The sequence below is a fragment of the Holophagales bacterium genome, from assembly GCA_016699405.1.
Lineage (GTDB): Bacteria > Acidobacteriota > Thermoanaerobaculia > Multivoradales > JAGPDF01 > JAAYLR01.
This window is the reverse complement of record CP064972.1, coordinates 88,166-114,869: the sequence shown is the minus strand read 5'-3', so window position 1 is coordinate 114,869 and position 26,704 is coordinate 88,166. Positions and strand designations below refer to the sequence as shown.

21 protein-coding genes, 1 tRNA gene and 1 pseudogene are annotated in these 26,704 nt (G+C 69.0%); 7 read left to right on the top strand and 16 right to left on the bottom strand.

From position 1 onward, the window contains the following. The first annotated feature begins 173 nt into the window (after positions 1 to 173). Both IPJ17_00525 and IPJ17_00520 read left to right on the top strand, forming a co-directional pair. A complete protein-coding gene (locus tag IPJ17_00525) occupies positions 174 to 632 on the top strand; it encodes a sigma-70 family RNA polymerase sigma factor (protein ID QQR74122.1) in 459 nt (152 codons plus the stop codon). Then, positions 625 to 1,965: a hypothetical protein gene (locus tag IPJ17_00520; GenBank protein QQR74121.1), complete on the top strand. Its 1,341-nt coding sequence runs from the start codon at positions 625 to 627 to the stop codon at positions 1,963 to 1,965. The genes IPJ17_00525 and IPJ17_00520 overlap by 8 nt, the downstream gene beginning before the upstream one ends. Here the strand turns inward: IPJ17_00520 and IPJ17_00515 are convergent. From IPJ17_00515 to IPJ17_00485, 7 genes are all read right to left on the bottom strand, one after another. Continuing rightward, entirely contained in the window at positions 1,962 to 3,224 is a 1,263-nt protein-coding gene (locus IPJ17_00515) for an insulinase family protein (GenBank protein ID QQR74120.1), read from the bottom strand. The genes IPJ17_00520 and IPJ17_00515 overlap by 4 nt on opposite strands. Beyond that, positions 3,208 to 5,190 carry an inorganic pyrophosphatase gene (locus IPJ17_00510; GenBank protein ID QQR74119.1) on the bottom strand — a complete coding sequence of 661 codons (1,983 nt, stop codon included), beginning with the start codon at positions 5,188 to 5,190 and terminating at the stop codon, positions 3,208 to 3,210. The genes IPJ17_00515 and IPJ17_00510 overlap by 17 nt, the downstream gene beginning before the upstream one ends. Positions 5,191 to 5,209: 19 nt before the next feature. Next, positions 5,210 to 7,195: a serine/threonine protein kinase gene (locus tag IPJ17_00505; GenBank protein QQR74118.1), complete on the bottom strand. Its 1,986-nt coding sequence runs from the start codon at positions 7,193 to 7,195 to the stop codon at positions 5,210 to 5,212. Further along, a complete protein-coding gene (locus IPJ17_00500; protein QQR74117.1) occupies positions 7,192 to 7,467 on the bottom strand; it encodes a DUF2007 domain-containing protein in 276 nt (91 codons plus the stop codon). Before IPJ17_00500 ends, IPJ17_00505 begins: the two co-directional genes overlap by 4 nt. Before the next feature lie 64 nt (positions 7,468 to 7,531). Further along, positions 7,532 to 8,356 carry a metallophosphoesterase gene (locus tag IPJ17_00495; GenBank protein ID QQR74116.1) on the bottom strand — a complete coding sequence of 275 codons (825 nt, stop codon included), beginning with the start codon at positions 8,354 to 8,356 and terminating at the stop codon, positions 7,532 to 7,534. Positions 8,357 to 8,363: 7 nt separating this feature from the next. Continuing rightward, on the bottom strand, positions 8,364 to 8,606 hold the full coding sequence (locus IPJ17_00490; protein ID QQR74115.1) for a hypothetical protein: 243 nt from the start codon (positions 8,604 to 8,606) through the stop codon (positions 8,364 to 8,366). 11 nt (positions 8,607 to 8,617) lie between these two features. Next, the gene (locus IPJ17_00485; GenBank protein QQR74114.1) at positions 8,618 to 9,001 is read right to left on the bottom strand and encodes a DUF883 family protein; all 384 of its coding nucleotides are present in this window, start codon (positions 8,999 to 9,001) and stop codon (positions 8,618 to 8,620) included. A gap of 133 nt (positions 9,002 to 9,134) precedes the next feature. Between IPJ17_00485 and IPJ17_00480 the strand changes: the two genes are divergently transcribed. From IPJ17_00480 to IPJ17_00470, 3 genes are all read left to right on the top strand, one after another. Further along, the gene (locus tag IPJ17_00480) at positions 9,135 to 10,529 is read left to right on the top strand and encodes an MBL fold metallo-hydrolase (protein QQR74113.1); all 1,395 of its coding nucleotides are present in this window, start codon (positions 9,135 to 9,137) and stop codon (positions 10,527 to 10,529) included. Beyond that, the gene (locus IPJ17_00475; protein QQR74112.1) at positions 10,523 to 11,914 is read left to right on the top strand and encodes a YihY family inner membrane protein; all 1,392 of its coding nucleotides are present in this window, start codon (positions 10,523 to 10,525) and stop codon (positions 11,912 to 11,914) included. Before IPJ17_00480 ends, IPJ17_00475 begins: the two co-directional genes overlap by 7 nt. A 12-nt stretch (positions 11,915 to 11,926) precedes the next feature. Next, a tRNA-Ala gene (locus IPJ17_00470) sits at positions 11,927 to 12,002 on the top strand. A gap of 685 nt (positions 12,003 to 12,687) precedes the next feature. Here the strand turns inward: IPJ17_00470 and IPJ17_00465 are convergent. Further along, a pseudogene (locus IPJ17_00465) lies at positions 12,688 to 13,119 on the bottom strand (recombinase family protein). A 364-nt stretch (positions 13,120 to 13,483) separates the two neighbouring features. Here IPJ17_00465 and IPJ17_00460 point away from each other — a divergent pair. Then, complete coding sequence (locus IPJ17_00460) at positions 13,484 to 13,702, top strand: hypothetical protein (protein ID QQR74111.1); 219 nt, start codon at positions 13,484 to 13,486, stop codon at positions 13,700 to 13,702. Between the two features lie 126 nt (positions 13,703 to 13,828). Here IPJ17_00460 and IPJ17_00455 read toward each other — a convergent pair whose 3' ends face one another. From IPJ17_00455 to IPJ17_00440, 4 genes are all read right to left on the bottom strand, one after another. Beyond that, positions 13,829 to 17,146, bottom strand: coding sequence for a hypothetical protein (locus IPJ17_00455; protein ID QQR74110.1), 3,318 nt, complete (start codon positions 17,144 to 17,146; stop codon positions 13,829 to 13,831). A 65-nt stretch (positions 17,147 to 17,211) separates the two neighbouring features. Next, complete coding sequence (locus IPJ17_00450; protein ID QQR74109.1) at positions 17,212 to 17,529, bottom strand: BlaI/MecI/CopY family transcriptional regulator; 318 nt, start codon at positions 17,527 to 17,529, stop codon at positions 17,212 to 17,214. Between the two features lie 128 nt (positions 17,530 to 17,657). Beyond that, on the bottom strand, positions 17,658 to 18,335 hold the full coding sequence (locus IPJ17_00445; protein QQR74108.1) for a hypothetical protein: 678 nt from the start codon (positions 18,333 to 18,335) through the stop codon (positions 17,658 to 17,660). Next, on the bottom strand, positions 18,332 to 18,934 hold the full coding sequence (locus IPJ17_00440) for a tyrosine-type recombinase/integrase (GenBank protein QQR74107.1): 603 nt from the start codon (positions 18,932 to 18,934) through the stop codon (positions 18,332 to 18,334). The genes IPJ17_00445 and IPJ17_00440 overlap by 4 nt, the downstream gene beginning before the upstream one ends. Before the next feature lie 83 nt (positions 18,935 to 19,017). On the opposite strand from IPJ17_00440, the gene IPJ17_00435 reads away from it, so the two are divergent. Continuing rightward, a complete protein-coding gene (locus IPJ17_00435; protein QQR74106.1) occupies positions 19,018 to 20,148 on the top strand; it encodes a serine/threonine protein kinase in 1,131 nt (376 codons plus the stop codon). A 4-nt stretch (positions 20,149 to 20,152) separates the two neighbouring features. Here the strand turns inward: IPJ17_00435 and IPJ17_00430 are convergent, their stop codons facing one another. The 4 genes from IPJ17_00430 to IPJ17_00415 form a co-directional block, all read right to left on the bottom strand. Continuing rightward, complete coding sequence (locus IPJ17_00430) at positions 20,153 to 21,754, bottom strand: Eco57I restriction-modification methylase domain-containing protein (GenBank protein ID QQR74105.1); 1,602 nt, start codon at positions 21,752 to 21,754, stop codon at positions 20,153 to 20,155. Next, positions 21,755 to 22,705: a XamI family restriction endonuclease gene (locus tag IPJ17_00425; protein QQR74104.1), complete on the bottom strand. Its 951-nt coding sequence runs from the start codon at positions 22,703 to 22,705 to the stop codon at positions 21,755 to 21,757. A gap of 288 nt (positions 22,706 to 22,993) precedes the next feature. Beyond that, complete coding sequence (locus IPJ17_00420) at positions 22,994 to 23,386, bottom strand: single-stranded DNA-binding protein (protein QQR74103.1); 393 nt, start codon at positions 23,384 to 23,386, stop codon at positions 22,994 to 22,996. Between the two features lie 1,012 nt (positions 23,387 to 24,398). Then, the gene (locus tag IPJ17_00415; GenBank protein ID QQR74102.1) at positions 24,399 to 26,423 is read right to left on the bottom strand and encodes a potassium/proton antiporter; all 2,025 of its coding nucleotides are present in this window, start codon (positions 26,421 to 26,423) and stop codon (positions 24,399 to 24,401) included. Positions 26,424 to 26,704 lie beyond the last annotated feature (281 nt).

The window sequence follows — 26,704 nt, the reverse complement described above, 5'->3', positions numbered from 1 at the left end:
CTCCGCGAAGCCGCCGCCGTCCGGGAGCTCGATGGGAGGGATCTTTCGGTTTCGGTCCGAGAGCGCTAGGCTCTTGCTGCACTACTGGGTGTGTAGCGATGAGCGTCGACCCTCGGCCATACGAGCCGCCCGCGTCCTGCCTCGGAGACCTCCTCGACGAGGTCGAGCCGCGGTTGCGAAGCGTGCTCAGGCGCTACGCCGTACCGGCGGAGGATGCCGAGGACCTGCTTCAAGAGGTCTTCCTGCAGTTCCTGCGCAAGGAGGGGTTGCTCGTTCAGCCCGCTGCCTGGCTTTATGGAGCGCTGCGCAAGGAATGTCTGCTCTATTGGCGTCGTCGTCGCCGCCGGCTCTATGACGCGATCGATCAGGAACTGATCGAGATCGCGGCCGATCCGACCGTCGACGCGGCGGAACGCCGTCTCTTCAAGCGCGAAATGCAGGAGGCGATGGCACGCCTGCGCGGCCGGTGTCGTGTCGTCTTGTCGCTGCGCTACGGTTGCGAGCTCGAGAGAAGCGCGGTCGCCCAGCAGATCGGCTGTGCGGCGATCAGCGTCGACAAGATCACTCGCCGTTGTCTCGACGCGCTGGGTCGAACCTTGCTCGCCCCGGTCAGGAGGAGCTTCCGTGGTTGACGACGAGACCATCGACCGCGTGAGTGCGATCGAGAGCGGGACGGCCACCGCCGAAGAGCGGCGGAGGGTAGTGCGGAATCTCGTGAGATCGGCGGCGAATCCGCAGGCGTCGGCATCGGTGAGAGATTTCGAGGGGACGTCGAGGCCCGCCGAGCGCGACTACGACCGTGCCCTGGCCTCCCTTCTGGCGAAGGTGCAGACGGCAGCGACGTCGATCGATCGGGAGCGGCAAGATGCCGCGCCGCTCGTGGAAGAGTTGCTGGCCCTCCCCGAAGGACAGCAGACGCTGGTGGCGACCAATCACCGCCGTTACCACACGTGGTCGGTGTCGGAGCGATTGCAGGAGCTGTCCCTCGAGGCCGGGCCGGAGGATCCGGCGCGTGCGGTCCGTCTGGCGCGCCTGGCGCTGCAGATCGCCAAGCGCGCCGAGGTCGCGCCGGCGAGCGAGCGACTCCGGCACGATCTGGAGATCGCGGCCCAGGCGCAGCTCGGCAACGCGCTCCGGCTCGGTGGTCAACTCGTCGATGCCGAGCTTGCGTTCCGCCAGGCAAGCGAGCTCCTTGCTGCCGGCACCGGAGACCCCCTGGTCGAAGGAAAGATGCTCGCTCTCTATGCGGCGCTGAGGAACGAACAGTCGCGGTATCGCGACGCCGAGGTCTTCGCGCGACGCGCCTTCTCGCTCTTCGGCAAGATCGGCGATCACCATCAGCAAGGAAGATCGCTCTTCACGCTGGCCAACGCGCTCGCCTTCGACGGTCGGGTCGACGAAGCGCTGGAGGTCCTCGATCGGGCCCGGAACCTGATCGACGAAACGAGGGAGCCGCGGGCGATCTGGGGTGCGATCCACAACGCCGTGAACTACCTGGTCGAAGCCGGCCGTTTCGCCGAGGCAGAGGTCCGGTACGTCGAGGACGTCCAGGTCGCCCGACGTCTCGGCCTGTCGCCGCTCAACGAGCTGCGCCTGCGCTGGGTCGGCAGTCGCATCGCCCTCGGGCTCGGGCGGCACGAGGAGGCGGACCCGGAGATGCGGGCGGTCGTGGCTGGTTTCGTCGAGCGCGGCTACACGATGGAGGCGGCGACCGCGGCGCTGGAGCTCGCGGTCAGCCTGGCGGAGCGGCGGCAGTGGTCGGAGGTGCGCGAGCTCGCCGGGATGCTGGTGCCGGTCTTCTCGTCCCAGGAGGTCGAACCGGAGGCGCTGGCGGCGCTCGCCGTCTTCCGCGACGCAGTGCTCGCCGAGACCGTCGAAGTCGCGGTGGTGCGCGAGGTTCTCGCCTTCCTCCAGCGGGTCGACCGCGATCCGACGGCGCGCTTCCGGCCGGCCTCGACGAGCTAGTCGCGCTCCTCCGCCGAGTCTCCGGGCAGACCCACGGTGACCCGCAGCAGCTCCGGATGGAGGTGCCGGCGGGCGGCCTCGGCGACCGCTTCGGGCGTCACCGCCCGGGTGCGTGCGTTGGGCCACTCCGGATCGTCGAACGGCAGAGCGGAGAGGGTGGCGAGGCCGAGCAGGTCAGCCCACTGCCGTGCCGTCTCGCGCCGGAACGGTTCGCGTCCGAGCAGGTACGACTTGGCATCGGCCACCTCCGTCGCCGTGGCGCCGTCGGCAAGCAGCCGGTCGAGCTCTTCGCGCACGGCCCGCTCGGCCTGCTCCACGGTCTCCGGCGAGGTCCCGACGTAACAGACCAGCCGTCCGGGGTCGAGCGCGGCCCCCGCGGCGGCTTCGGCCGAGGCGGCGTAGGCGAGCCCCTCCCGCTCCCGGACGCGTGCCGGGATGCGACCCGAGAGGCCGGGTCCGGAGCCGAGCAGCACCCCGAGCACCTCGAGCGCCGGCAGGTCCGGGTGAGAGCGGTCCACCGTCAGGTGGCCGAGGAAGAGGTGGGCCTGGTCGTTCGCTCGCGTCTTGAACTCGCGACGCGGGGCCGGGCCGCTCGGTGGGGGCGAGGGCCGCGGAGGTGCGGAGGAGCCGGTCGGCAGGGCTCGCCGCAACTGCTCGAGACGCTCGGCGGCCGCGGCGTCGTCGAGCGCGCCGGTCATCGTGAGCACTCCGCCCCAGGCGAGAGCCCCCCGGTGGAACGAGGCCGCGTCGGCTGCGGAGAGCGAACGGATCGCGGCCGGCTCACCCTGGAGCGGTCGGCCACGCGGATGGGGAGCGTAGAGCTGGGCGAGGAACTCCCGCGCCGTCAGCGCATCGGCCTGGTCCGCCTGGCTCTCGAGCTCGCCGAGCGCCTGGGTCTTCAGCAGCTCGGCGCGATCCTCGGGAAAGGACGCTTCGAGCAGCAGCTCGGCGAGATCGTCGACGGCCCGCTCCCAGTCGCGGGCGAGCGCGTCGACGGCGACGCCGTGCGCTTCGAAGCCGCCGAACGCCTGCAGCACCATGCCGCGCGACTCGGAGCGCGCGGCGATCGCGTGCCAGTCGTGTTGTCGGGTGCCTTCGGCGAGAAGGCGACCGGCAAGGTAGGCCTGCCCCGGGATCGCCTCGGCGCGCGCCCCGCCGCGCACCCAGGCGCGCACGGCGACGAGCGGCGCTCCGTCGACCCGGCGCACGCGAACCTGCCAGGCCGGCGCCGCCGGCGGTCCGTCAGGGCCGGCGGGCATGCTCGAGCAGGTCGCGCAAGGCGCCGTAGCGCCGGTCGTAGTCGCGGCGGCAGCAGGCGATGACCTCGTGCGCCTCCTCCCGGCCGTAGACGCCGGCGATCGAGACGCGCGGCTCGTCGCCCGGCGCCTGTTTGTAGGTGAGGAAGTAGTGCTGCAGCCGGTCGATCAGCGCGGGTGGACACTGCGAGATGTCGGTGAGGCCGCCGTAGACGGCGTCGCCGGCGAGCACCGCGACGATCTTGTCGTCGGCCTCGTCGTGGTCGATCATCCGCAGCCCGCCGATCGGCACCGCGTGGAGCAGCACGTCGCCGCGCGGGATCGACTTCTCGGCGAGCACGCAGACGTCGAGCGGGTCGCCGTCGCCGACGATCCCGTCGAGGCCGGCGCGGCGACTGCAGAGCGCTCCGACCTCGTCGCCGCAGTAGGTCTGCGGCAGGAGGCCGTAGAGGGTCGGGCAGAGGTTGGAGTACTTCTGCGGCCGGTCGATGTGCAGCAGGCCGGTGGCCTTCTCGAGCTCGTACTTGACCGTGTCGGTCGGCACGATCTCGACGTAGACCGTGACCTTGTCGGGCGCCTCGTCGCCCAGCGGCACGCCGTGCCACGGGTGGGGACGGAAGAGCGAGGCGAGCTGTTCCCAGGTCGGTCCGGCGGTCGGGGCGGGGAAATCGTCGTGGCTCATGGCAGGGACCATCCGAGCACCGCGCCGCGCTCCGGGTCGAGGCGGCGGCGGGCGACGTCTTGAAGCGTCCCGGCCTCGCAGGCGAGGGTCGCCGCGAGCGAACGCTCCGGATGATGGAGGTCGAAGAGGGCGAGAGCGGTGCCGGCCGAGAGCGCCTGCTGGTGGATGCGCTCGTGACCGATCGCCCAGTCGGCGAGCAGCACCTGGCGGGCGCGGGCGATCTCGTCGTCGGCGAGCGGTGCCTCGCGCACGCGAGCGAGGCTCGGCCATCAGGGTCGCCTCGACCCGGGCCGGCTCGACGCCCGGCAGGACCTCGGCGGCGATGGCGAGATAGCCGTCGGTCGCGCTCTCGGCGAGATTGACGTTGACGCCGAGGCAGAGCGGGTCCTGCTCGACGAGCCGTCGCTGCAGCCGGCTGGCCCGGCCGGAGCCGAGAGCGGCGGCGAGCAGACGGAGGGCGGCGTGCTCGGCGGAGTCGGCGCCGGGGGCCGGCAGGGCGAGGAGTGCCCGCGCCGTCTCGCCGTGACGCCGCTCGAGCCGTTGCAGGCGATCGGGGGGAGAGGCCGGGCCGACGGGGACCCGCGCCGGGTCCCGTGGCGCGATCGTCCCGAAGTGCTCCTCGACGCGCGCCTCGGCGCGCTCGTCGAGCTCGCCGGCGACCACCAGGACGGCGTTGTCCGGTCCGTAGTAACGCCGGTGGAAGGCGCCGAGCTCCTCCGGTCCGACGCTGGCGAGCTCCTCGGCGGTGCCGAGCACCGGTCGGCCGTAGGGATGCCCGGCGAAGAGGGCCGCGAGCACGGCGAGCTCGAGGGAGTCCCACGGCTCGTCGGCGTACATGTCGATCTCTTCGAGGATCACCTGGCGCTCGCTCGCCACCTCGTCGGGGTCGAGGCGCAGGGCGCGCATCCGGTCGGCTTCGAGCTCGAGAGCGCGCTCCCAGCGGTCGGCGGCGAAGGAGAAGTAGTAGACCGACAGATCGTGGCTGGTGAAGGCGTTGTTGGCCCCGCCGAGCGCCTGGGTGACGCGGTCGATCTCCCCGGGACCGAAGGCGGCCGAGCCCTTGAACATCATGTGTTCGAGGAAATGGGCGACTCCGCCCTGTCCCGCCTGCTCGTCGCCGGTGCCGGCGCGGTAGAAGAGCGCGGTGGTGACCAGCGGTGCCTGCGGGTTGTCGAGTCGGCAGAGCAGCAGGCCGTTGTCGAGGCGACGGCAGCTCGCCCGCTGCAGCCAGGGCAGCAGGTCGAAGACGGGCGACACGGCGCCGGACGACACCGGGTCGGCGGACATGGGGGGGCTCAATCCACGGTCACTGCCGGGCGAGCTTCGCCTCGACCGTCTGCTTTCTGTCGGGGGCCGACGGCGAGACCTCGACGACGAGCTCGAGTGCGACGTAGCCGGGAGCGGAGATCACCACGCGGTGCTCGCCGCCGGCAAGCTGCAGCGACTTGCGTCCGAACGTGCCGCGGAAATCGCGTGCCGTGCCGAGCGGCTGGCCGTCGACCGCCACTTCGGCCCCGTCCGGGTCGATCTTGAGATTCACCCCTTCACTCACGCGCAGTCGCCGTTTGGCCTCCTGCGAGACGGACGGTCCCGAGGCACGACTGCCCATCGTGTGGACGATGGTGGTCACGCCGCCGCGACCCGCCTGCGCCTTGACCCGAATCCGCACGTCGCGCATGCCGTCCTTGATCAGCCGCACGACGTACTCGCCCGCTCCCGGCAACTGGTAGACGCGCCCCTCTTTCTTCTTCGAGTTCCATTCCGCGGCTTCGCCGAGAACGGTCTTGTCGACGCGGACGATCGTGTCGTCGGGGGTGATCTGGAACGACAGGGCGAGCCCGCTCTCGATCTCCCGGTCGACCTCCACCCGCTCGGCGGTGGGCTCGGGGGTCGCTGTCGGCTCGGGCGTCGGCTCGGGGGTCGGTGGCGCCACGGTCGGTCGGTAGCGCGGGGTCGCCGTCGGGTAGGCCGGGGTTGCCGGAGGCGTGGCGGTCGGTTCGAGCGGGGTCGTCGTGGCGACGCCACCGAAGGTCGGCGGGGTCGGCCGCTCGATCACCACGGCGTGCGGCGGTGGCACTTCGGTGGGCGTGCCGGTGGGGATCGTCGGCGGCTCGACCGCCGGTCCGCCCGGTTGCCCGGCCTGCGGCGGCGAGGGACGGCCGGAGAGCCAGGCTCGACCGACCAGTCCGCCGCCGACGAGCAGCACCGCGGCGGCGATGGCCAGCCCGACGATCAACCCGGTCTTGCGCCCGCCGGCCTGGGTCGCCGCGGTCGGTGACGCGGCTGCGGCGAGCGGCTGCGGCGCCGGCGCGACTCCGGTGGAAGGCGGGGGCGGGGGAACGAACGCGCCGCTGCCCGGGCTCGGAACGGCTCCCGAGGGCATGCGCATCGTCGCCTGCAACGCCTCCGGGTCGTCGCTGGGTGCGGCGGGTCCGGCGAGCAGGACGGGATCGAGCTCGCGCTCGAGCCGCCCGATCTCGGCGACCACCTCGCGAGCGGAGGCGAAGCGCTGGTTGCGGTCCTTGGCGAGCATCCGCCGCACCAGCGACTCGAGCCGCGGCGTGAGGTCGGGTCGGCGCAGCACCAGAGCGTTCGGCTCCTGGTGCAGGATCTGGTAGACGAGCGTGGTGAGCGTCTCGCCGTTGAACGGCCGGCGCCGGCTGAGCAGCTCGTAGAGGACCACGCCGAGCGAGAAGACGTCGCTGCGTCCGTCGAGCTCCTCGCCGCGGATCTGCTCGGGCGAGAGGTAGTGGGGGCTTCCCACCACCGAGCCGGTCATCGTCAGCTCGCTCGTCTGGTCGGTCATCCGGGCGATGCCGAAGTCGGCGATCTTGAGCTGGCCGGTGCGGTTGATCAGCAGGTTGCTCGGCTTGATGTCGCGGTGGACGATCCCCTGCTGATGGGCGAAGTCGAGCCCGTCGGCGGCCTGGCGGACGAGCCCGAGCGCCTCGCCGAGGGTGAGCGGCGGACCCTGCTCCATCCGCTTGGCGAGGTCGGCCCCGGCGACGTACTCGAAGGCGAGGAAGAGGACGCCCTGGTCCTCGCCGGCGTCGAAGAGCGCGACGATGTTCGGGTGGAGGAGGCGACCGGCGGCGCGCGCCTCGCGCAACAGGCGGCGCTTGCGCTCTTCGACCTCGCCGGCCTTGCCCTCTTCGATGCGGACCGTCTTGATCGCCAGCTGGCGGTCGATCTGCGGGTCCTCGGCAAGGTAGACCTCACCCATCGCTCCGGCGCCGAGCGGGCGGACGATCCGGTAGCGCGCGAGCTGGCTTCCGGCGACGAGCGGGCTCATTCCTTCGGCGTCTCCTCGCTCTCGCCGGACTCGTCGTCGCCGCTGGCGGCGAACGACTCCTCGCGCGCCGCGAGCACTGCCTCGGCCTCCTCGAGTCGGTCAGCGGGCACCTTGACGCGGACCTCGCCGAGACTGCCGAAGTTCACCGGCTCCTGATGGAAGCGCAGCGACTCGACCTCGGACGGGATATCGGACTCTTCGAGGAATCCGGCGAGCAACGCCGCCTCTTCCTCGGTGCCGACCACCCGGACGGTCTCCCATGCGTCGGACATGACACTCCTCCTCGCCGGCCGCCCAGCGCGGCCAGCGCGATGATATCCCCTCGCCCGCCGGCGGTCAGACCGGGGTGGGGACGACGCGGCGGGGGGCCCGCAGCTCGCCGAGCGGGGCGAAGGCGCCTGCCGGCTCGTAGCGCAGCGGCGTGACGCGGATCTCGCCGGCGTCGACCTCGATCCAGTTGCAGGTCATCCGTCGCCGCTCGGCGCCGCGACCGCGGTAGGAGCTCGAGGTGCCGCTGTGAACCAGCAGGACGCGCTCGCCGCTGCCCGGGTACCACTCGTCGCTGCCGGTGACGAACGCCTGGTGGAGATGCCCGGAGAGCACCATCTCGACGCCGGAGGCGGCAAACCGGCGAGTTGCGGCGAGCGCGTTGCGCAGCACGGTGCGATCGCCGAAGCCGGGAGCGGGAACGAGCGGGTGGTGGGCGACGACGATGCGACAGCGTGTCGCCGGGACGGCCGCGAGCTGCTCGCCGAGCGTGCCGAGGCGCGCCAACCGCAGTCGGCCGTTCTTGAAGGTCCAGTTGAAGGCGGTGTTGAGTCCGACGACGTGCAGCTCGTCGTCGGCGAAGGCCGGTTCGAGCTCGCGGTCGAAGTGCCGGCGATAGGCGCCGTAGGGCGCGAAGAGGCGCTCCCAGACGCGGTAGAGCGGCACGTCGTGGTTGCCCGGCACGGCGATCGACGGTACGCCGAGGGCGTGGATCCGGTCGACGAAGCGTCGTGCCTCGACGAACTGGCGCGGCTTGGCGCGTTGCGTCAGGTCGCCCGAGACGACGACCAGGTCGGGACGCCGGCGCGCCACGAGGTCGAGCGCCGCCGCGGCGGCTTCCGGTGCGTGGTGCGGGCCGAAGTGGACGTCGGAGAGGTGGAGGAGGCGGCGCACCGGCCGCCTAGCCGAGGTCTTCGCCGATCAGCTCGCCGACCTGGGCGGTGACCTGCGAGGCCGCGAACGAGCCGAGGGCGGCGAGCAGCGCCGGCCCCCGGCTGCGAGCGAGCAGATAGCCGCCGAGCGCCGCCACCGCCAGGCTGCTCTTCGGGTAGCGCCGCACCAGGTGCTGCCAGTCGAGCTGCTCGGGGAGCACCTCGTCGAGGAACTCGTCGGCGACCGAGGCCGGCCGTTCGCGGGGCTCCATGGCGGGTGCGATCAGTCGTCGCGGCGACCGCGCACCAGCAGGCCGATGGCGAAGCCGACCGCGGCGGCAATCAGGATCGACTTGCCCGGGTTGTCGCGCACGTACTCGTTGACGTCGGTGGAAAGCTCGCCGACGTCCTTGCGCACGCGATCGTAGCCCTGGCGCAGCCCCTCCTTGGCGGAGCCGAGCTTGTCCTTGGCGAAGGCGCGGGCGGCCTCGGCGCGGCGCCGGACCTCGCGGCGGGTGGCCCCGGCCTTCTCGGAGACGTCGTCGGCGAGCTCCTCGAAACGCTCGCGCGCGGCGTCGAGCCCGCTGTCGAGACGGTCGCGGGTGTCGTCGAACGCGTCGACGACGGCGTCCTTGGCGCGGTCGATGGTCTTGCTGGTGTCGGTCATGGTCTCCTCCGGGCCCGCCCCGGGGCGCGAGGGCCAGTGCACGAGATCGGCAGCTGGCAGTCGTTCGGCGGAGCGAATGATACCCGATCGACCGCGGGGCGTCTGCTACACTGCCGGAGGAGCGACCCCATCCATGGCCAGCGTGACCTTCCTCGGGGCGTGCGGCGCGGTAACCGGCAGCTGCACCCTGCTCGCCTGGGGCGAGACCCGTCTGCTCGTCGATTGCGGCCTCTACCAGGGCGACGAAGAGCTCGAGCGTCGCAACTGGGAGCCGTTCCCGTTCGCACCGTCGGAGCTCACCGCGGTGCTCCTCACCCACGCCCATCTCGATCACACCGGTCTGCTGCCGAAGCTCGCGGCGCAGGGCTTCGCCGGGCGGATCTACTGCTCGCGACCGACGCGGGCGCTCGCCTCGCTGGTGCTGCGCGACGCTGCCGAGCTGCAAGAGGAAGAGGCACGCTTCGCCGCCAAGAAGGGCTACAGCCGGCACCCCTCGCCACGGCCGCTCTTCACCTCGCGCGACGCGCGCCACGCGCTCGGGCTCTTCGAGGTGCTGCCGTTCGACACCGAGCGCGAGGTGGCGCCGGGTGTCCGCGTGCGCTATCTGCGCGCCGGTCACCTGCTCGGCGCGGCGTCGATCGTCGTCTCGGCCAAGGGAGCCGACGGCGAGCGGCGCGAGTGGTGTTTCTCCGGCGACCTCGGCCGCTTCGACGTGCCGATCCTGCATGACCCGGTCGCCCCGGCGCACGCCCCGGCGGCGCTTCTCCTCGAATCGACCTACGGCAATCGCACCCATCCGGCCGAAGACCCGACGGCGGCGCTGCGCGCGGTCATCGAGCGCACCTTCGCCCGCGGCGGCAGCGTCGTCGTCCCGGCCTTCGCCCTCGGCCGCACACAGGACGTGCTCTTCCACCTCTCGAGCCTAGTCGACGACGGGTTCCTCGACCCGGAGTGCGTCTACGTCGACAGCCCGATGGCGATCGAAGCGACCGAGATCTACCGCAACTCGCCGTCGGAATTCGACGAGGAGCTGAGCGCGCTGGTGCGCAACGGTGCCAACCCGCTCGCCGCCGACCGCTTCCAGCGTTGCCGCACCGTCGAACAGTCGCGCGAGCTCAACGGTCGCAGCGATCCGGTGGTGATCGTCGCGGCGAGCGGCATGGCCGCTGGCGGACGTGTCGTCCATCACCTCGCTCACCGGCTGGGCGACGCGCGCAACACCGTGCTCTTCGTCGGCTACCAGGCGGCCGGCACACGCGGGCGCGCGCTGCTCGAAGGGGCCGACGCGGTGGCGATCCACGGACAGAAGGTGCCGGTGAGCGCCGAGATCGTCGCCCTGCAGGGCCTCTCGGCGCATGCCGACCGCGAGGAGATCCTGCGCTGGTGCCGCGCCTTCCCGGCGCCGCCGGCGCGCGTCTTCCTCAATCACGGCGAGGACCCGGCGCGCAAGGCGCTGGCGGCAGCGATCCCGGCGCTCGGCTGGGTGCGGCCCGAGCTGCCGCTGTCGGGCACCACTGTCCCGTGGTAAGCGAGCCGGTCGGCGGGGAGCCGACGGCGTCCGAGTCCTCGCGACGGGAGGCACGCCGCGACGGCCTGCGCCGTCGCCTGCAGCGCATCCGACACGAGATCCGGGAGTTCGGCCGCTTCCTGCTCATCGTCTGGCGCCGCGCCGGCGCCGAAGGGATCGGCCTGCGCGCTTCGGCGCTCGCCTTCATCACCGTCGTCTCGCTGGTGCCGCTGCTCGCCGCCTTCGCGGCGGTCGGCGCCCGTGCCTTCACCCAGTACCAGCGGCAGCTCCTCGACCTGCTGACCGAAATCCTCCCGTACTCGGAGGAAGCGACGCTCGCCGCGCTCGAGCGCTTCGTTGCCCAGGCCGAGACGATCCGTGGGCCCGGCCTCATCGGCTTCGCGATCGTCGTGCTCGGCGTCTTCTTCGCGGTCGAGGAGACGATCAACCGCACCTGGGAGGCCTCGGCGCGCCGGCCCTGGAGCGTCCGGCTGGTCTCCTACCTGCTGCTCCTCGCCACCGGGCCGCTGCTCATCGGCACGGCTCTCTCCGGCCTCTACAACATGGTCGAGCAGTTGCGCACCGAGCCGCTGCTCGCCGGCACCTCGCCGCTCGCCGTGCTGCCGACGCTCGCCACCGCCCTCGGGTTGACCCTGCTCTACGCCCTGGTGCCGAACACGCACGTGCGGGCGCGCAGCGCGCTGCTCGGCGGAGTCCTCGCCTCGGCCGGGCTCGAGCTCCTGCGGCGCGGCTTCGTCGGTTACCTCGATCTCTTCGGCCGCACCAACCAGATCGTCTACGGCGGCTTCGCCGTGGCGTTCTTCTTCATGGTCTCGCTCCAGGTCGGCTGGTGGATCGTGCTCGCCGGCAACCTCGTCGCCTATTGCCACCAGCACCGGCGGGCGATGCTCGGCGATCGCGAGGGCGAACGCGAGCACCTGGCGAGCGATCCGTGGCTCGGGCTCGCCGCGCTCGCCCTGCTCGCCGAGCACGGGGAGCGCGGCGAGCGGCCGCTCGGCCTCTCGAGCCTCGCCGAAGAGCTGGCGGTCGCCCCGCCGCGGCTGCAGCGCGCCCTCGCGCCGCTCGAATCGGCCGGCCTCGTCGTGCGTACGCGTCTCTACTCGCCGCGCTTCGCCGCCTCGCGCGGGGCGCTCGCCTCACGCGTCGGCGAGCTGCTGCGCCTCTACGAGCGCGAGCTCGCCGACGACCTGCCGGCGGTCGGCCCCTTCGCCGGCATCACGGCGATGCGCACCCGCTTCCTGCGCGGCTTCTGCGACGCCGCCGGCGATCGCACCCTGGCCGAAGCGATCGGCCGCCCCGCCCCCGCCGCCCCGCCGAGCACCACGGGGGCCATCGCAGGGGGCACCGCAGGGGTTGCCCCGCCCGCGGCCTCGAAGGTAGAGTAGCCGTCCCCGAGTGGGGCAGTAGCTCAGCTGGGAGAGCACCACGTTCGCAACGTGGGGGTCGAGGGTTCGAATCCCTTCTGCTCCACCAATTCACTCACCTGGTGGGAAGTCCCCTCGATGTTCATGAAAAATGGACAGGTTAGGGGTGTTCGAAATTCTTCGCCGTCGAAGCTGAGACCTTCGGGGAAGAACAGCTTCTGCAGGCGCTGCCGCTGATCGAGCGCGGCCTCTAGCCACAAGCGACTCGAGTGGGTCACCAGGTGTTCGGCGAACGCCAAGGTGCCCTCGATGTCGAACTCGTCGATCTCGGCCTCGTGCCGGTCGATCTTGGCGAGCGTCAGCTCCTCCTCGACGCGCGCCAGGTGCGACTGGTAGGTCTCCTTGTCGATCGTCCCCTCGTAGAGGTAGGCGCTCACGACGCGCTCTTTGCGCTGCTGGAGAACCTCCAGCCGCTGCTCGATCGCCCGGCGCTTCTCGGCGACGCCCTTCTGCTCCTCGTTCCAGCGCTCGAGCACCGCGGCGGAGAGGAGCTTCAGGACCTCCGGCCGCGGCGTGAGGCGGTCCAGGAGCTCGACGAAACGCGCCTCGAACTGCTGCTGCGGGACGTTGATCCGCCGGCAACCGGGGCAGTTGTAGTAGGCGTAGCGCGCCCGCTTCCCCTTCGACCAGGCTCCCGAGATCGGCTTCGAGCAGTGCGCGCAACGCACGAAGCGCCGGAGCGGGAAGTCCGGGTGGTTGCGCTGGTAGCCGGCGAGGAGCGGCTTGGCCCAGGTGATCGCGGCCTGGGCCTTGGTGAAGGTCTCCTCGTCGACGAGCGGCTCGAAGTCGCCGGCGACGTCGATGCCCCAGTCCTCGACGACCACTCGACCGTGGTAGACGGTCTTGCGCAGGAGCTTGTGGAGCATCCCGCTCGACAACTCCGCGCCGCGCCGGCCGGTGAGGCCGCGCCGACGCAGCTCGCGCAGGATCTCGGCGACGCTGTGAAGGCCCGAGGCCGCCATCGCGAAGGCGTGGCGGACGAGAGGAGCCGCCTGCGGGTCGGGCTCGATCGTCTTCGAGCCGTCAGCCTTGAGCGCCACCCGGTAGCCCAGCGGCGGCGGGAAGACCCATCGCCCCCGGCTCGCCGCCGCCTGCATCCCACCCACGCAGCGCTCCCGGCGGACGTTGTTGTCGAACTCGTTGAACGCCGCCAGGATGCCGTCCATCAGCTTCCCGGTCGCCGAGTCGTCGATCGGCTGCGCCACCGCCCGCAGCGTGATCCCGAGCTTCTGGAGATAGGCCTTCAAGGCGTGATGGTCGTATTGGTTCCGCGCGAAGCGGTCCAGCATGTAGACCACCAGGAAGTGGACCCGCCCCCGGTGCGTCCGGCAGTAGGTCAGCATCCGCTGGAGCTGCGTCCGGTCGGTCGTGCTCGCCGACTCGGCCCGCTCCACGAAGACCTCCGCCACCTCCATCCCCTGGGAACGGCAGTAGTCGATGCACGCTTTCGACTGCGTCTCCAGGCTCAGGCCCTTGAGCTGCTCGTGGCTGGACACCCGGCAGTAGACGACCGCCCGGGAGGCGCTCCGCTTGGCGCTCTTCCCAGCGCTGCCGACGAGAGTTCCAGCTCCGGCCTTCGTCATGATTCTCCCTGGCGACCCGCAGCGCGAGGTCCGCGAAGCCGTAGACGAAGTCGCGCAGCTTCTCGACTTCGGCATCGGACAGCCGGCAATCGGCGCCGAGGATCTCGCGGCATCGAACTACGCTCAGCATTCTACTCCCGGCTCGCTCTTGGTCAACGTTCGTTGAGTGGCGGGCGCTCGTCCGCCTCGCCGCCCGGTCCAGCGGCGCCCTCTCCAGCGAGCTCGGCGCCAATATCAACAATTGTAGAGTGTCACGAGCAATCCCGCAACCAGCCCCTCCGAAGCAGCCTCCTCATCGGAGCGGACGGCGAGCCTTGGCCTTGCGCCTCGACTGACGTAGGCCGCTAATCTCGAAGGAAAGCTTCGACGCCGGAACGGACGCCTTCGGATACCTCGACCGCAGCCTCCCGGCCACCTCGGCGATCTCGCCCCCGTGCACGAGCGCGGCGGCGATCAGCTTCGCGGCGGACCGTCGCGCGCCAGGGCTTCCCTCCAGGCAAGCCGCCCAGGCCACCTCGGCGGCACCCGGATTCACCCGATCCAGAATTCGAGCGAGCGCGCCCGGTGCATGCTCCGCAAGGACGCTGACGAAGGCATCCACGTGGTCGTATGTGTTGGCCTGGTTTCGTGCGAGCGCCTCGGCGGCCTTGTCGACATGGGGACCGACCAGCGCCTCAACTAGGTCTGGCCTCTCGCGAGCGAGGGAATCGATGATGTACGCGACCCCGAACCACTCGAAGGTCATCGACTGATCGAGCGCCACACTTCCGCCGCGCTTCACTACGTCCGCCGCCAGGCTGGGAGACATGATCGCCAAGCGCACGGCTAGAACCTCGATGCGGTCCGAATGGCGCCTGAGCCACGACACCACTGGCTCGTGATCCGGTCCCGCTCTGAGCTGACCAGCGAGGATCTCGAGCTCGTGCGGAAGCCGTTTCCAGTGCCCTTCGAAGGCCGCGGCCAGCCGATCGAGGTCGATCGCGGTGACCACAGCTCGATGAAGTCGCGGCTTGGTCCTCGCGAAGTAACCGAGCAGCTTCGCGTAGTCCTCAAGGCTCGCTCTAGAGCCTGCTGAGATGCTCGCCGCCAGCGCGGAGGGGTCGATGTCTTCGAGCAACCTCCGAGCCAGCGCGCGCGCTCGCGAAGAGGGTCGCAGGCTGCCAACGTAGATACCCAGCGGGTCCCAGACGCGGAGAAAGTGGAACAGAAGATCGTCCAGGTTTCGGAAGGCTTCCAGAGGAGTGGCTGAAAACCAACGCCTGAATCGCGGCTCCGCGCGCTCCATCATCGAGAGCCCGAGATCCTCGTCGTATGCACCAACGCCGGCGGCAAGCCGAGCGAATTCCGCAAGGTGCTCTTCGGACCACTCCTCCCCCGCAGATAGAAGCTTCGCTCGATCCAGCGCGCTCACGAACAACGCACGCCACGAAGCGCTGGTGCCTAGTCGGAGGCGGTCGATCAACTCGGCCATCGACCATGCCGCCGAAGATCCAGCACAGGACACCACCTCGGCCAGGGCTCTGGCGTCTACCCTGTCGCAGATCTCCTCGGCGAACGCTCGATCGCGGTTGTAGACGTTGTTCATGAGCCGAGACAAACCGAACCCTGAGGGATGCTCGGCCTCCGCTATCCACCGAGTCAGGTCGGGTATGCGCGGTCGAAGTGTGGCCTCAAGCCAATCGTCGGTGAAGGCTTCCAGGTCCGTCAGCAACAGCGCAGCCGCCATCCGCACCTCCGCGTCCTTCGACTCAAAGCAGCGCGCGAGAAGGTCAGACTCGACTCTGGATCCCAGAAGACTGTTGAGGTTCCACCGAATCGCATCCGCAAATCGAAGCGTGTCCAGGAGCGAGTGCACTCCCAGAAGAGGCATCCGACGGTCGCCGACTGCCGCTCGGCAGATTTCGAAGAAGAGTGCGCGCCGGTCGGCGGTCAACCCTTGATAGACCGCTCCGAGGACCACCATGGCCAAGCGTTGGTGAGGACACCTGAGGTCGTCCGCCGAAAGCAAGAGGCGCTCGCGCACGAGCCACTGGATCGCCGAAACGAAGGACTCGGAAGAGACCCCTGCGGCCGCAGCCAGCGCACCGACTGCGTCGGGGCGACCCTGCGAATCAAGAGTGACCAGCTGATGTACAGCCGCCGCGACCAAGACAAGGTCGGCTCCCGCGACGCGAGCTGCATCAACGGCCTCGCTCGCGCGGCGCCACCCACCGCCTAGGACGAAGCAGAACTGCCACGGCTGTTCCGATCGCTCGGCCTCAGAGATCCTCGCTTCGATCGTCTCGTCGAGGTAGCCCTCACCGACCCGGTCATCGAGCGCTCTCACCGCGGCTAGCGTTCGCCGCAGATCGGTCCGCAAACCTCCGGCGATCGACGCCACGGCCCGCCGGGTATCGATACGGATCGCCCCTCGATCGACCTCCACGCCTTCTGACTCCGTAGCCGCGACGAGCAAGAGCAACCGCTCGTTCGCCACCTCGCGAAGTCTTCGCAGGAGCGAGCGCGACTCCAGGTGCGCATCGTCAATGAAGACCACGTGCGGGAACCGCTGCCCAGCAAGCGGAATCTCACAACCGTCCCGCAGGAGCTCAATCGGTCGGATGATGCTGTAACCGAGTGCCGAGAGCTCCAGGAGACTCTGAGCAGCGCAGAGCGACTTGCCGGACCCCGGGGGACCAACTACCGCCGCGGAATGCCCTGCGTGCAGCCTCGACAGCACCTGATCAACTTCCGGCAGCTTCGGACAAGCGCCTGCGTCAGCAATCCCCAGAGGAAGCCCCAACAATGCCGGACCGAGCCCTCGGCTCTCGGCCAGACCTGCGAAGCGCCATCCCAACAGTTCAGGCTCGGGGACAAGGCGCGCCGCGAGTCGGGTAAGAACCTCATCCGCAGATCCGCGCAAGGCGAGGTCCCCCGATGCGTCCGGACCGATGCGACTGACGAGCCACCGGTCGGCGAGTGGTTTCGTCAATTGATCGGCGACCCACTCATCGGACTCTGAGTACCCAACAATAAGAAGTAGTCGCGGGCGCTCGCGAACTAGCTCATTCACGCGCTCTACGATCGCGTCTGGCAGGTGGCCGGAGTCCCCGGGCAGGACCCAATGTTCGTCTGACCTCGCGGCGTCACCATGGGGTTTCCAGAATCGCTCGCCGACGGCAAGGCGACCACCGTACCTCCTAGCGAAGCAGCGCTCGAGGAGCGTGTCCCAGTTGAACGAGATGACGATCTCAGCGGTACCGCGATGAAAGAGCCGCGCGAGAGCGTCGTGCGCGGTGGACTGATGGTTGATCGAGGCGTCTCGCGCCGCGAACGCGGCCTGAAAGCTCCACCGCACGCCGTCGTTCTGCCGGACGACGTCGTAGGCCTGCCTCAGCCTCGCCGCGTCGTGTCCAATGAGGACCTGCCCTGGCGAATCGACTCGACCGAGCCTCAGCGCCAAAGCCGCACGCGCCGAGGCGTTCTCGTCGAGCGCCTGCCAAAGAAGCGGCGCGAGATGGTAGGCCAAGGGGATTCCCGCCGGCCAGGAGAATCCAGCCCCGACGACTGCTACGGCACCGGCCGCCTGGAGATGGTCGGCGACTCTTTCGATCTGGGCATCCAGCGTCACTTGGACCTCACCAGATCAACTCGCGCCCCGGTGCGCCAGCTAGGCCGCACCGGCGACCCGCCTGCTCAGCTGTGTTTCCGGCCGCGCGAGCGCGGCACCTTCCGGTCCGCCAGAACCTCGTCGAGGATCGCGAGGTTCTCGGCTTCGCCGGCGAGGATGTTGTCGACGAAGTCTTCGGCGGCTAGGCGGACGATGGTGGCGCGCTCGACGGCCGGGGCGTAGTAGTTGTTGCCGCGGTCCTGCTCGAGCGCGATGTAGCCCTTTTCGACGATCCGCGTGAGCAGCATGTGGACCGTGGTGTACGACATCGCAGGCGGTCGGTCGGCGATGTCGAGGAGGATGTCGCGGATCGTCGTGCGGCCGAGCTTCCAGCAGGCCTGCATGATCCGCCACTCCGAAGGGGAGAGCTGCTTTTCGGGCAGCTCCCGGCTTCGCTGGCTCCGGTTGCCTCGGCTGCTCCGCCCCTTTGGGCGCTCGTCCGACCGCTGGCGGGCCATCGTCAGGGTATCCGTCACGACACCCGGGAGTGAGACGAGGGATCGTCGGCCACCCGGATCGGCAGTGGCGACCCCATCGAAACGCAGCCGCGCCCATTCCACTGCTTCCCGTCCACGCGCCGACTCAGGCTCATCTCGGTCTTCTCGATCCGGGCGGCGAGCTCCGCGCTCGACGTCCCCTCCCGGGCGTGCTTCAGCGCCTCGCCCACGGCGGCCCGCGCCTCCTCGACCAGGTTGAGGCGCCGGCACGCATCCGCGTGCACGCACCACGCCTTGGCCCGAAGGTCCTCGGTCCAGCTCAGGTGATAGTGACCGGGATCGAGCCGCATTGCAACGGCGACCGCGAGCTCGGAAAGGTCGCGCGAGAGCAGGGCGCTCGAGGCCACCGCCCGCTGTGACTCGGCGAGCAGGTGCTGGCAGAGCCCCCAGTGGTGGAATCGGCCGTCCTCCTGCGCCCGGAGCATGCGGCCGGCGTGGCCGATCTCCTCGATGAGCAGCTCTCCGAACAGCGCGGGCGCCTCGAGGTACTCGGGGGCGAAGATCGGCTCGAAGTGCTCCAGCTGCTGCAGCCAGTAGTCCAGCACGCGCTTCGACTCGACGTTCCGCGCGGCGATCCGGTCGTCGGATTGCCAATGCAGCGTCGCGGCGAGCTTCAGCGGATTCAACTCGTCCTGCGCGTCACTGTCCGTCATCCTCCTCCAGCCTCCCCTCCAAGGGTATGCACCAGTGCCGAAAACCGCTCGGCGCTCGGGCTCCCCGGCGAGCTCTCGCCGGCGAACCGCAAGACGCTCCGGGCGGTGCGCAATCCGAGATAGTCCTGCACGAGCCGAACGTCGTGCCCTTCGCCGACCAGATTCGACCCCGCCGATCGGCGAAGAAGGTGCGGATACAACGGGCGGGTGAGCCCGGCTCCTTCGCCGGCCCGTCGCACCAGGTAGTAGACCGCGTTGCGGGTGAGCGTGCCGCGCCGCTCGTTGAGGAAGAGCGGCGGAAGGTGAAGCGTGCCGTCCCCCCTGCGCTCTTCGAGGTACGCCGCGAGCGCCCTGGCCTCGTCCTCCGGCACGGGATGGAATCCCGCGTGCCCGCGGTTCAATCGCTCGACCCACAACGTCCGGGCCTCGAAGTTCAGATCGGGAAGCGTGAGCCGGCAGAGCTCGCTGACCCGCAGCCCATGGTGGTAGAGGGTCAGCAGCATCGCGCGGTCGCGCACGCCGTGCCTGCCTTCGCTGGCGGCGCGCAGCACGGCGGTCACTTCCCCGGGGGTCAGGGCGGCGGTGGGTGGGGTCTTCATCTCTGTCGGGGTATGGACAACTTCACTCCAGACTCTTAGCATACGTGAACTTTTGTTCAGAGTCACTGGACAGAAGGCCACACGTGCGCGCGATCGACGACCCGAAGACCGAGCTGTGCGGCTCGGTGGCGGCCAACCGCTACCTGCGCCGTGCTGTCGACAAGTGTCTCGGCGAAGGGATCGAGCGGGAACAGGTCGCCGAGGCCCTCGTCCGCATGGCGGAGGCCGTCCAGTCGGAGATCGCCGAGGAACGCTCCGAGTACCGGCTCGCGGGTCCAGGCAGTCCGGAAGGCCCCGAGAGCATCGACCAGGTGCCGGTCGGCTCCGAGTGTGCCTGCGGCTGGGTTTACTCGGCCGACCACCGCTACTGCAGCCGCTGCGGCTCGACCCTCCGACAGAGCATCGTTCCGAAGGCGATTCCGGGCCGGCTCCAGTTCGAGCGCCGGCTCGGCAAGGGGGGCTCGGGCGTCGTCTACGAAGCGGTCGACCTCTCGCTCGGCCGCCGGGTGGCGGTCAAGACACTGCCGACAGTCTGTTCGCCGAACGACATCGCCCGCCTCCGCCGCGAGGCGCAGACGCTCGCCGCGGTCTCGCACCGCAACCTCGCGATCGTCTACGGCTTCAAGGTCTACCGCGGGACGCCGATGATCATCATGGAGTTCGTCGACGGGAGCACGTTAGCCGAGCGCATCCCGCTGCCGCTCGACGTCGCGATCGAGGTAATGCTCGAGGTGACCGAGGTCGTCGCCTGCCTCCACAAGGCCGGGGTCGTCCACCGCGACATCAAGCCGCGCAACATCGCCTTCAACAGCGCTGGCGACCTGAAGCTCCTCGACTTCGGCCTGGCGCGGCTCGAGCGCGAGGCAACGATGTCGGGCGTCGGCGGCCACGTCGTGGTCGGCACGCCGGCCTACCTGTCGCCCGAGGCGCACAACCACCAGCGCGCCAACCCGAGCTTCGACCTCTGGGCCTTGGCGGTCACCTTCTACGAGATCCTCACCGGGCAGCGGCCGTTCGCTGCGTCCCCCGAGGAGCTTCCCCCACTGATTCAGTCGGGACGGTGGACACCGATAGAGAGGCATCTACCGGCTTCACCACCCTCGCTCGCGGCCTTCTTCGGCACGGCCTTCGCGCGGGATATCGCCGATCGGCCACGCGACATCAGCCAACTCGGTCGTCGGGTTTCAGCGCTCCTTGGCAACCGGCGGGCATGACTTGTCAAGAGGTCGCTGCCTGGCCGAAGAGAGTGGGTGCCGTCACCTGCTCCTCAAGGCCAAGGTCTCGTAGGAGGGAGCCAACGGCGACCTGGGCCAATTCCCTCGGTTCGATCTTGTGCAAGCCACCCCCGTAGACCCGCCCAGCCTGCCGGAGATTCTGGCCAGTGATTCGACACAACATCTCGAACAACTTGGCCAAGAGCTGGGGATCACGCTCTAGTGCACCAGCGAGATGGCCTACCGGATAGAGCAGCAGGTACAGGTTCGTTGCCGTGGCGTCCGAGCAGTTCCAGATGAATCGAAAGGGTCTTGCGTCTTCAGCCCCTCTGCCCATGTAGGTGCAAAGGAACGGCGCTGGTGCCCTCCGCTCCTGCCGATACCAGGGCGACCTCTTCTGCGACAGGTAGCGGTCTCGGGCACCCTGCTTCTCCGCGTCTTGGAGATAGGACCAAAGTAGCGGGTACTTCTCCCGCACTTGAAGTTCCGGGAGGTCACAGTCAATCAAGCAGAACTGTCTGTCTAGCTTGGGATAGCCGTCTTCCTCGGCCTCTACTACCGTGCCGGAAAGATGTCGTGGGCTCGGAAGAATCGGTCGCAGGAATCGCTCTGGAAGCCCGTGTCGCACCGCCTCCTCCCGGCTCAGGATGAACACCCGATTGGCACCCGTCGCCAGGCCGCGCTGAATCTTGAAGAGATCTCCAAGAAGGAGCCCCGACGCTGAGAGCTCCGCACGGTCTCCACCCGACCGAGGGAACCGCGTCCACTTGCCTTCGTCCGCAAGCCGGCGAAGCTGAATCTCCTCTTCAAGGTGCGGCTTGGCCAGGGAACCCCCAAAAGTGAATTGCGCCGAGGTGCCTGGTGCGGGAGGCTTCTTGCGGAAGACGACTATTGCCGACGACACGAGCGCGTCATCGAACTGCACCTCATTTGGATCGAATCGGTGAATCCGTACCAGCGAAACGCGCTCTGCGAGAAATCGCCGCAGCACCTCTCCGTAGTTCACATCCATGAACTCTGACGGGATCAGCCAGATAGCAAGCCCATCGTCTGACATCCAGGCCGTTGCGAGAAGGAGGAAGTAGACGTATAGACCAGCGAGTCCACTGGCCTGCACACCGAGCTCTCGCACCAACCTTGCCTGGAGTCGCGTCTTCTGCTCGCTACTGATGTGGTGATGTCGAACGTACGGCGGATTCGTCAGGATGAGATTCGGGCGCGCCACGCTTCCTTCGAGTGTCGCGGGGTCGGTGAAATCCCCTTCGAGAACATGGAGCCCGAAGTCTTCCCAAAGCTCACGAGCCGTCGCCGCGAATGCGGGATCCAACTCCACTCCAGTTGAAGAAGACAGTTTCTTGCTTGTGAAGACCCTGCAAGCAGCCGAGAAGAATGCGCCTGACCCAACCGCTGGATCCGCGAAGTCCAAGTTGCGCAGGCGGCCTCGAAGCAGTGTCCTCGCGAATCGAGCAATCTCAGTGGCGAGAGTCGGGGGCGTTGCGAACTGGCCCAATCGGTTCCTCTCGAGCGCCGACTTCCGCGAATCGAGCGCCGCCTGGACTTCAAGCCGCCGAGCTTCTCTGGCCGCAAGTTCTCGATCTGATGCCATCTAGAGCCCTAGCTCGAGCAAGTCCTCTATCCTGTGTTCCCACACCCAGTCGAGCCCCTCAGCGGCCTCGTAGCCGAGGTAGCCGCTGTCAAAGTACCCACAAAGAAAGAGAATCAGCTGGGTGTCCTTGCCGTACGCACTCCGCAACTGGTGAATCTTGGTCGCCTCCTCTTTTCGCCGCTTGTTGGTGTTCGTGAAGTCTCCTGCCGACTTGGCTTCGATCAGGATAGGCATTCGCCCCGGGCGGGGCTTCTTCGGCTGGATCACAACATCGATAGGGATGTTCACCTTCTTGGCCTGACCGACGACGAGATTGAGCCGAAAGGCGAACGTTCCGAGTTCCATCTCGACAATCGGGCGACCGCCCCCGTGCTGCTTTCTGCGGTAGCCGCGCTTCTCTAGGAACGTCTCGACGAGCTCAAGCTGCCGCTGCTCTTGCGAGTTCCTCACTATCGGGTCAGCGATCGCCCCGCATAGGCGGTCAGCGACGATCGTTGAGGCGCGGTCACGCTCAAGTTCCGTTGGCCTCTTGCCACCCTCCAGCCAAGGGAAGATGTCTCGATCAAGAAGCTCCGTGAGCACCTTACAGATCCGGCCCAGGCTCCCGGTCAGCTCCGTGCTCGCCATCCTCTTCGGAAGATTGCCGTCTTCCATTCGGTGCACCAAGTTCGACGTCGTACCCGCCAGCCCGATTAGGCGATCGCGTGCGATAGGCGGCGCGGTCGCCATGCGAAGTGTCACCAGCACCTCGGGGTGCTTTCGCAAGAGGTCCGGGCTGAGGTCCCGGAGATCCTTGGACTTGAGTAGTGCCTCCTTCACGCGCTCGGTGGTCTGAACGCGCGTGGTCCGGTAGGCCTTCGGAGCAAAACGCATAAACCATCGGTTGAAGTGGTCGACGGATGCCGCGATGTCGGCCTTCCAGAGGTGAGGCTTGTCAGCGTTGAGCGCCACTCTAGCCGCGCCTCGCTTGATCACGGCGACGGTTCGCTTTTGCGCCCGGCGCGCTAAAGGTCGCCGGCGCTGCCTCCTCACGCCCTTGCTCACCAACCCCACCTTTCGAAGCCGGCCCGGGAGTCATCGCCTCAAGAATAGACGATGCGCCATCCCCCGGGCCATAGTGATCGTGGCTCCAGAGGCAAGAGACGCAAGACGCACTTGTGATCTTGCGCCCCGGGGAGCGCTGGTAGGGTGCCGATCACCAGGGGCCGCCCCAGCCGGGGCGGCCCCTGAGCCCGCCTGCTACTCCGCCCGCTGGCGGATCTTGTGGCGCTCGATCTTGAGGTCCTCGACGACGAAGTTGCGGACGGTCTTGGTCTCGCCGTCCTTCTCGTAGCTGCGCTCGCGGAAGTGGCCCTTGACCTTCACCCGGTCGCCCTTGCCGACCAGGCGGGAGTGGCGGTTCCAGTCGTCGCAGCGGATCCAGCGGGTGATGTCGTTGCCCTCGGCGTCCTTCTTGCTGACGGCGATCGAGAAGGTCCGGACCTCGCGCTCGGGCGTGGTGAACTCGCGCTCGACCATGTCGTCGATGATCGGGTCGTAGAACTGCTTCGTGACCTGCTTGCCGGGGATGGTGCGGGTCTCCGGGTCGTTGCCGACGTTGCCGTAGAGGGTGATCGTGGTCTTGCTGGTCATCTGCTTTCTCCTTTCGTTGTGGTTTCCGTCCAACACGGCCCGGTGGGAGCCCGGGGTGAACGGAGCCCGGCCGACAAGGCCGCGCCGCTTGACGTCAGTCGGCGCGCCGCAGGCTTGGCCTTGCGGCCGGGCGCACCTCGGGCACGGTTTTCGGGACGTTGGGCGGAGGCCCGGCGAAAGGAGAGGGATGACGGCACCGCGACTCGCCTTCGGGCGGCGGTGGCGACCCGTGGACGAAGAGCTCCAGGCCGCTCCAGGGTGGGTGGTGGACGAGCACGACGCCCCGGAGGAGACGAGGGGCTCGCGCGCAGGCCGGGTGGAAGCACCCTGGCGCGTGGGCGAGCGGCGTGACAGCGGCCTCTGGCTGGCGCGGCGCTCGCCTGCCTGGAGCTCGTTAGCGATGCCTTCCCTGCTAGCAGGTCACGAAGCAGATTCGATGGGCTTCAGCCAATCGGTCGAGCGCATCCCCAGAGCGTGGCCGGCGATTCGCCGTCTGTTCCGCCGCCGACGGCGGCCCCATGCCCGCTGTAACGACACCTCGAGTGCTCACCCTCAGGGGGCAACTGGGTGAAGGTCGAGGCCTCGAGCGCGTCCGTAGGTGGCGGGATCACGTCCGCCGCTCGTCGAGGCCTCTCAGCGCTTCGGAAGACTCCGCGAGCTCCAGCGAAGGGTCAGCGGCGGGCCACGGGCGTGGGCGGCCGAACGTACGCACTGGAAGGCTCCCGGAAGTCGTTCCAGGAGATCGCGCCGCACGCACCGCAGTAGCCTGCGCCCCAGCGCGAGTAGTGCGACATCCGGTTGGTCCGCCCCAGCCCGGAGACCTCGATTTCGGTCAACCCGTAGCACCGGCGGCCGGCCGCCTCCTCGACGGCGAACGCGGCGGCCACAAGCGGATCGCTCCACCCGTGCCATCCACGCGTCGACGGCCTCTGCGCTCGCCGTGAGCGGGCTGGTCGCGTTCGGCGTCGTCGCCGCCAAGGTGCCCGTGCTCGCGACCGAGCCTATCCGGCGGTCAGGCTACCGGGTCCGGCAGCGGCGCGATCTCGCGCGCCGCAACGCGGGTGTCGTCGACCCACGCCTCGGCTTCGTCCTCGTCGAATCCGAATTCGGCGAGCGCGAGGCGGGCCATGGCGTAGGCGAGCTCCTCCTCGCCGTGCACTGTGCGCGTGCGCGGCAGGCGCTCGAGGCGCCGGCGCTGCTCGACGAAGTGCACGCGGGCGATCACGTCGATCTCCGGGTTGACCTCCTGCGCATACTCGACCGCCCTCGCGGTGGCGAGCACGCTCGCGGTGGTGACGAGCAGCATGCGCGCGCGGTCGACCCCGGCGCGATCAAGCGCCGAAGCGGATTCCGCTGAACCCGCCATCGCCAGCACCCCGCGCCGGCGCAGCCGCTCGACGATCACGGCGTCCTGCTCGACGACCACGAACGGTTGGTCGGCGCGCCGCAGCATAGTGGCGAGAATCGCGCCGACCCGTCCGTGGCCGAGCAGCACCGCGTGGTCGCGCAACGCGGCGAGCGCCACCTGCTCACCGGCCGAGAGCGCGGCGAGCGCCGCCTCCGCCCTCTCCTCTCCCCCCGGCACGTCGCCTTCGAAGCGCTCGAGCAGCGCGCGGCGGACCTGCTCCTCGTCCCGCGGCAGGGCCAGCACGGTGACCTGGTCCCAGCCGCGCAGCCGCGTGTTGCCGGTCGGCGGAACGACCTCTTCGCCGCGCGCGATCAGCATGACGAGCGCTTCCGACGGCAGGACGAGGTCGCGCACGCGCGCGCCGGGGCGCCCCTTCGGGCCGGGCAGGTCGACGACGAACAGCCCGAGCTCGCTCCTGGCCATGGTGACCAGCTCGACGCCGTAACGCGGCATCGGTCGCTTCGGCTCGGCCAGGCCAAGCTGACGTGCGAACATGCCAAGGGTCGACCCCTGAATCGAGACCGACAGCAGAACCGCGAAGAAGACGAGGTTGAAGATCTGCCCGCCGACCTCGAGGCCGGCAGCCATCGGGTAGATGGCGAGCACGATCGGCACAGCGCCGCGCAGCCCCGCCCAGCTCATGAAGTGGCGGTCGCGGCGCGGGATCCCCATGCCGACGGTGCCGAGCCAGACCGCGAGCGGCCGGGCGACGAAGGTCAGGACCACGAACAGCAGGATCCCGTCCATCCAGATGTCCGCCCACTGACTCGGAAAGACCAGCACCCCCATCAGCACGAAGACGCCGATGTTGGCGATCATCGCAAGCGCCGCGGCGAAGTTCGCCACCCCCTGTCGGTAGACGAACTTGCGATTGCCCATCACCAGCCCGGCGGTGAAGGCGGCCAGCATCCCGCTCGCGCGGACCAGCTCGGTCAGGCCGTAGCTGAGCAGCACGACACCGAGCAGCAGGACATAGTAGTAGCCGCGGTCCTGTGGGTTCAGGCGATCGAAGATCCGGAGCGCCCCTTCCGCGATCAGCCAGCCGAGCAGCGGCCCTGCCGCGAACTTCCAGAGGAAGATCGGGACCGTCAGCCACCCCTGACTCGCTCCTGTGGCGAAGGCCTCCACCACGACCAGAGTGGTCAGGATCGCCATCGGGTCGTTTGCCGCGCTCTCGATCTCGATCGTCGAGGCCAGTTTTCCCGGCAGGGCTTGGCGGCGCAGGATCGAGAAGGTCGCGGCGGCGTCGGTCGACGAGATGATCACCGACAGCAAGAGGGCGATCTGGAACGGCCAACCGAGCGCGAAACGCAGGCTGACGAAGGTGAAAGCCGCCGTCAGAAGGACCCCCCAGGTCGCCAGGCCGAGCGCCGGCAGGGCGACCGCGCGCAGGTCCTCTCGCTTCGAGGAGAAGCCGCCCTGGAAGAGGATGAAGACCAGCGCCAGATTCGCCACCTGGCTGGTCAGCTCGACGTCATCGAAATGCCAAACGTTCAGCACGTCGCTCCCAAACACGATGCCGAGTCCGAGAGCGATCAGAATCACCGGCACGCTCCAGCGCTCGAGCCAGACCGCTGCCAGCACGACGCCGATCAGCAGCAGGGGGACAACGACGTAGAGGATCTCCATACGCGGCGACGATAGCGCGCCGGTCCGGCGGAGAACGAAGGTTCTAACTGCCGAGCGCGATGCGCCCGAGCGAAAGGTTGAAGCCGATGTCGGGTGTGTTTACGAGCAGAGCCTGCACTTCCAGATCTGGTCCGGCGGCGGCCGGCTCCTCGACCAGTCGACGCCCGACCTGCTCCGCGACCGGATTCCGGGAGCGGTGGCGAGCCCACGACCGGTCGATCCCGGCTCGCTGCCCTCCCGCGGGCTCGACGCATCGCCACGAGGCTCGGACCGACCCGGAG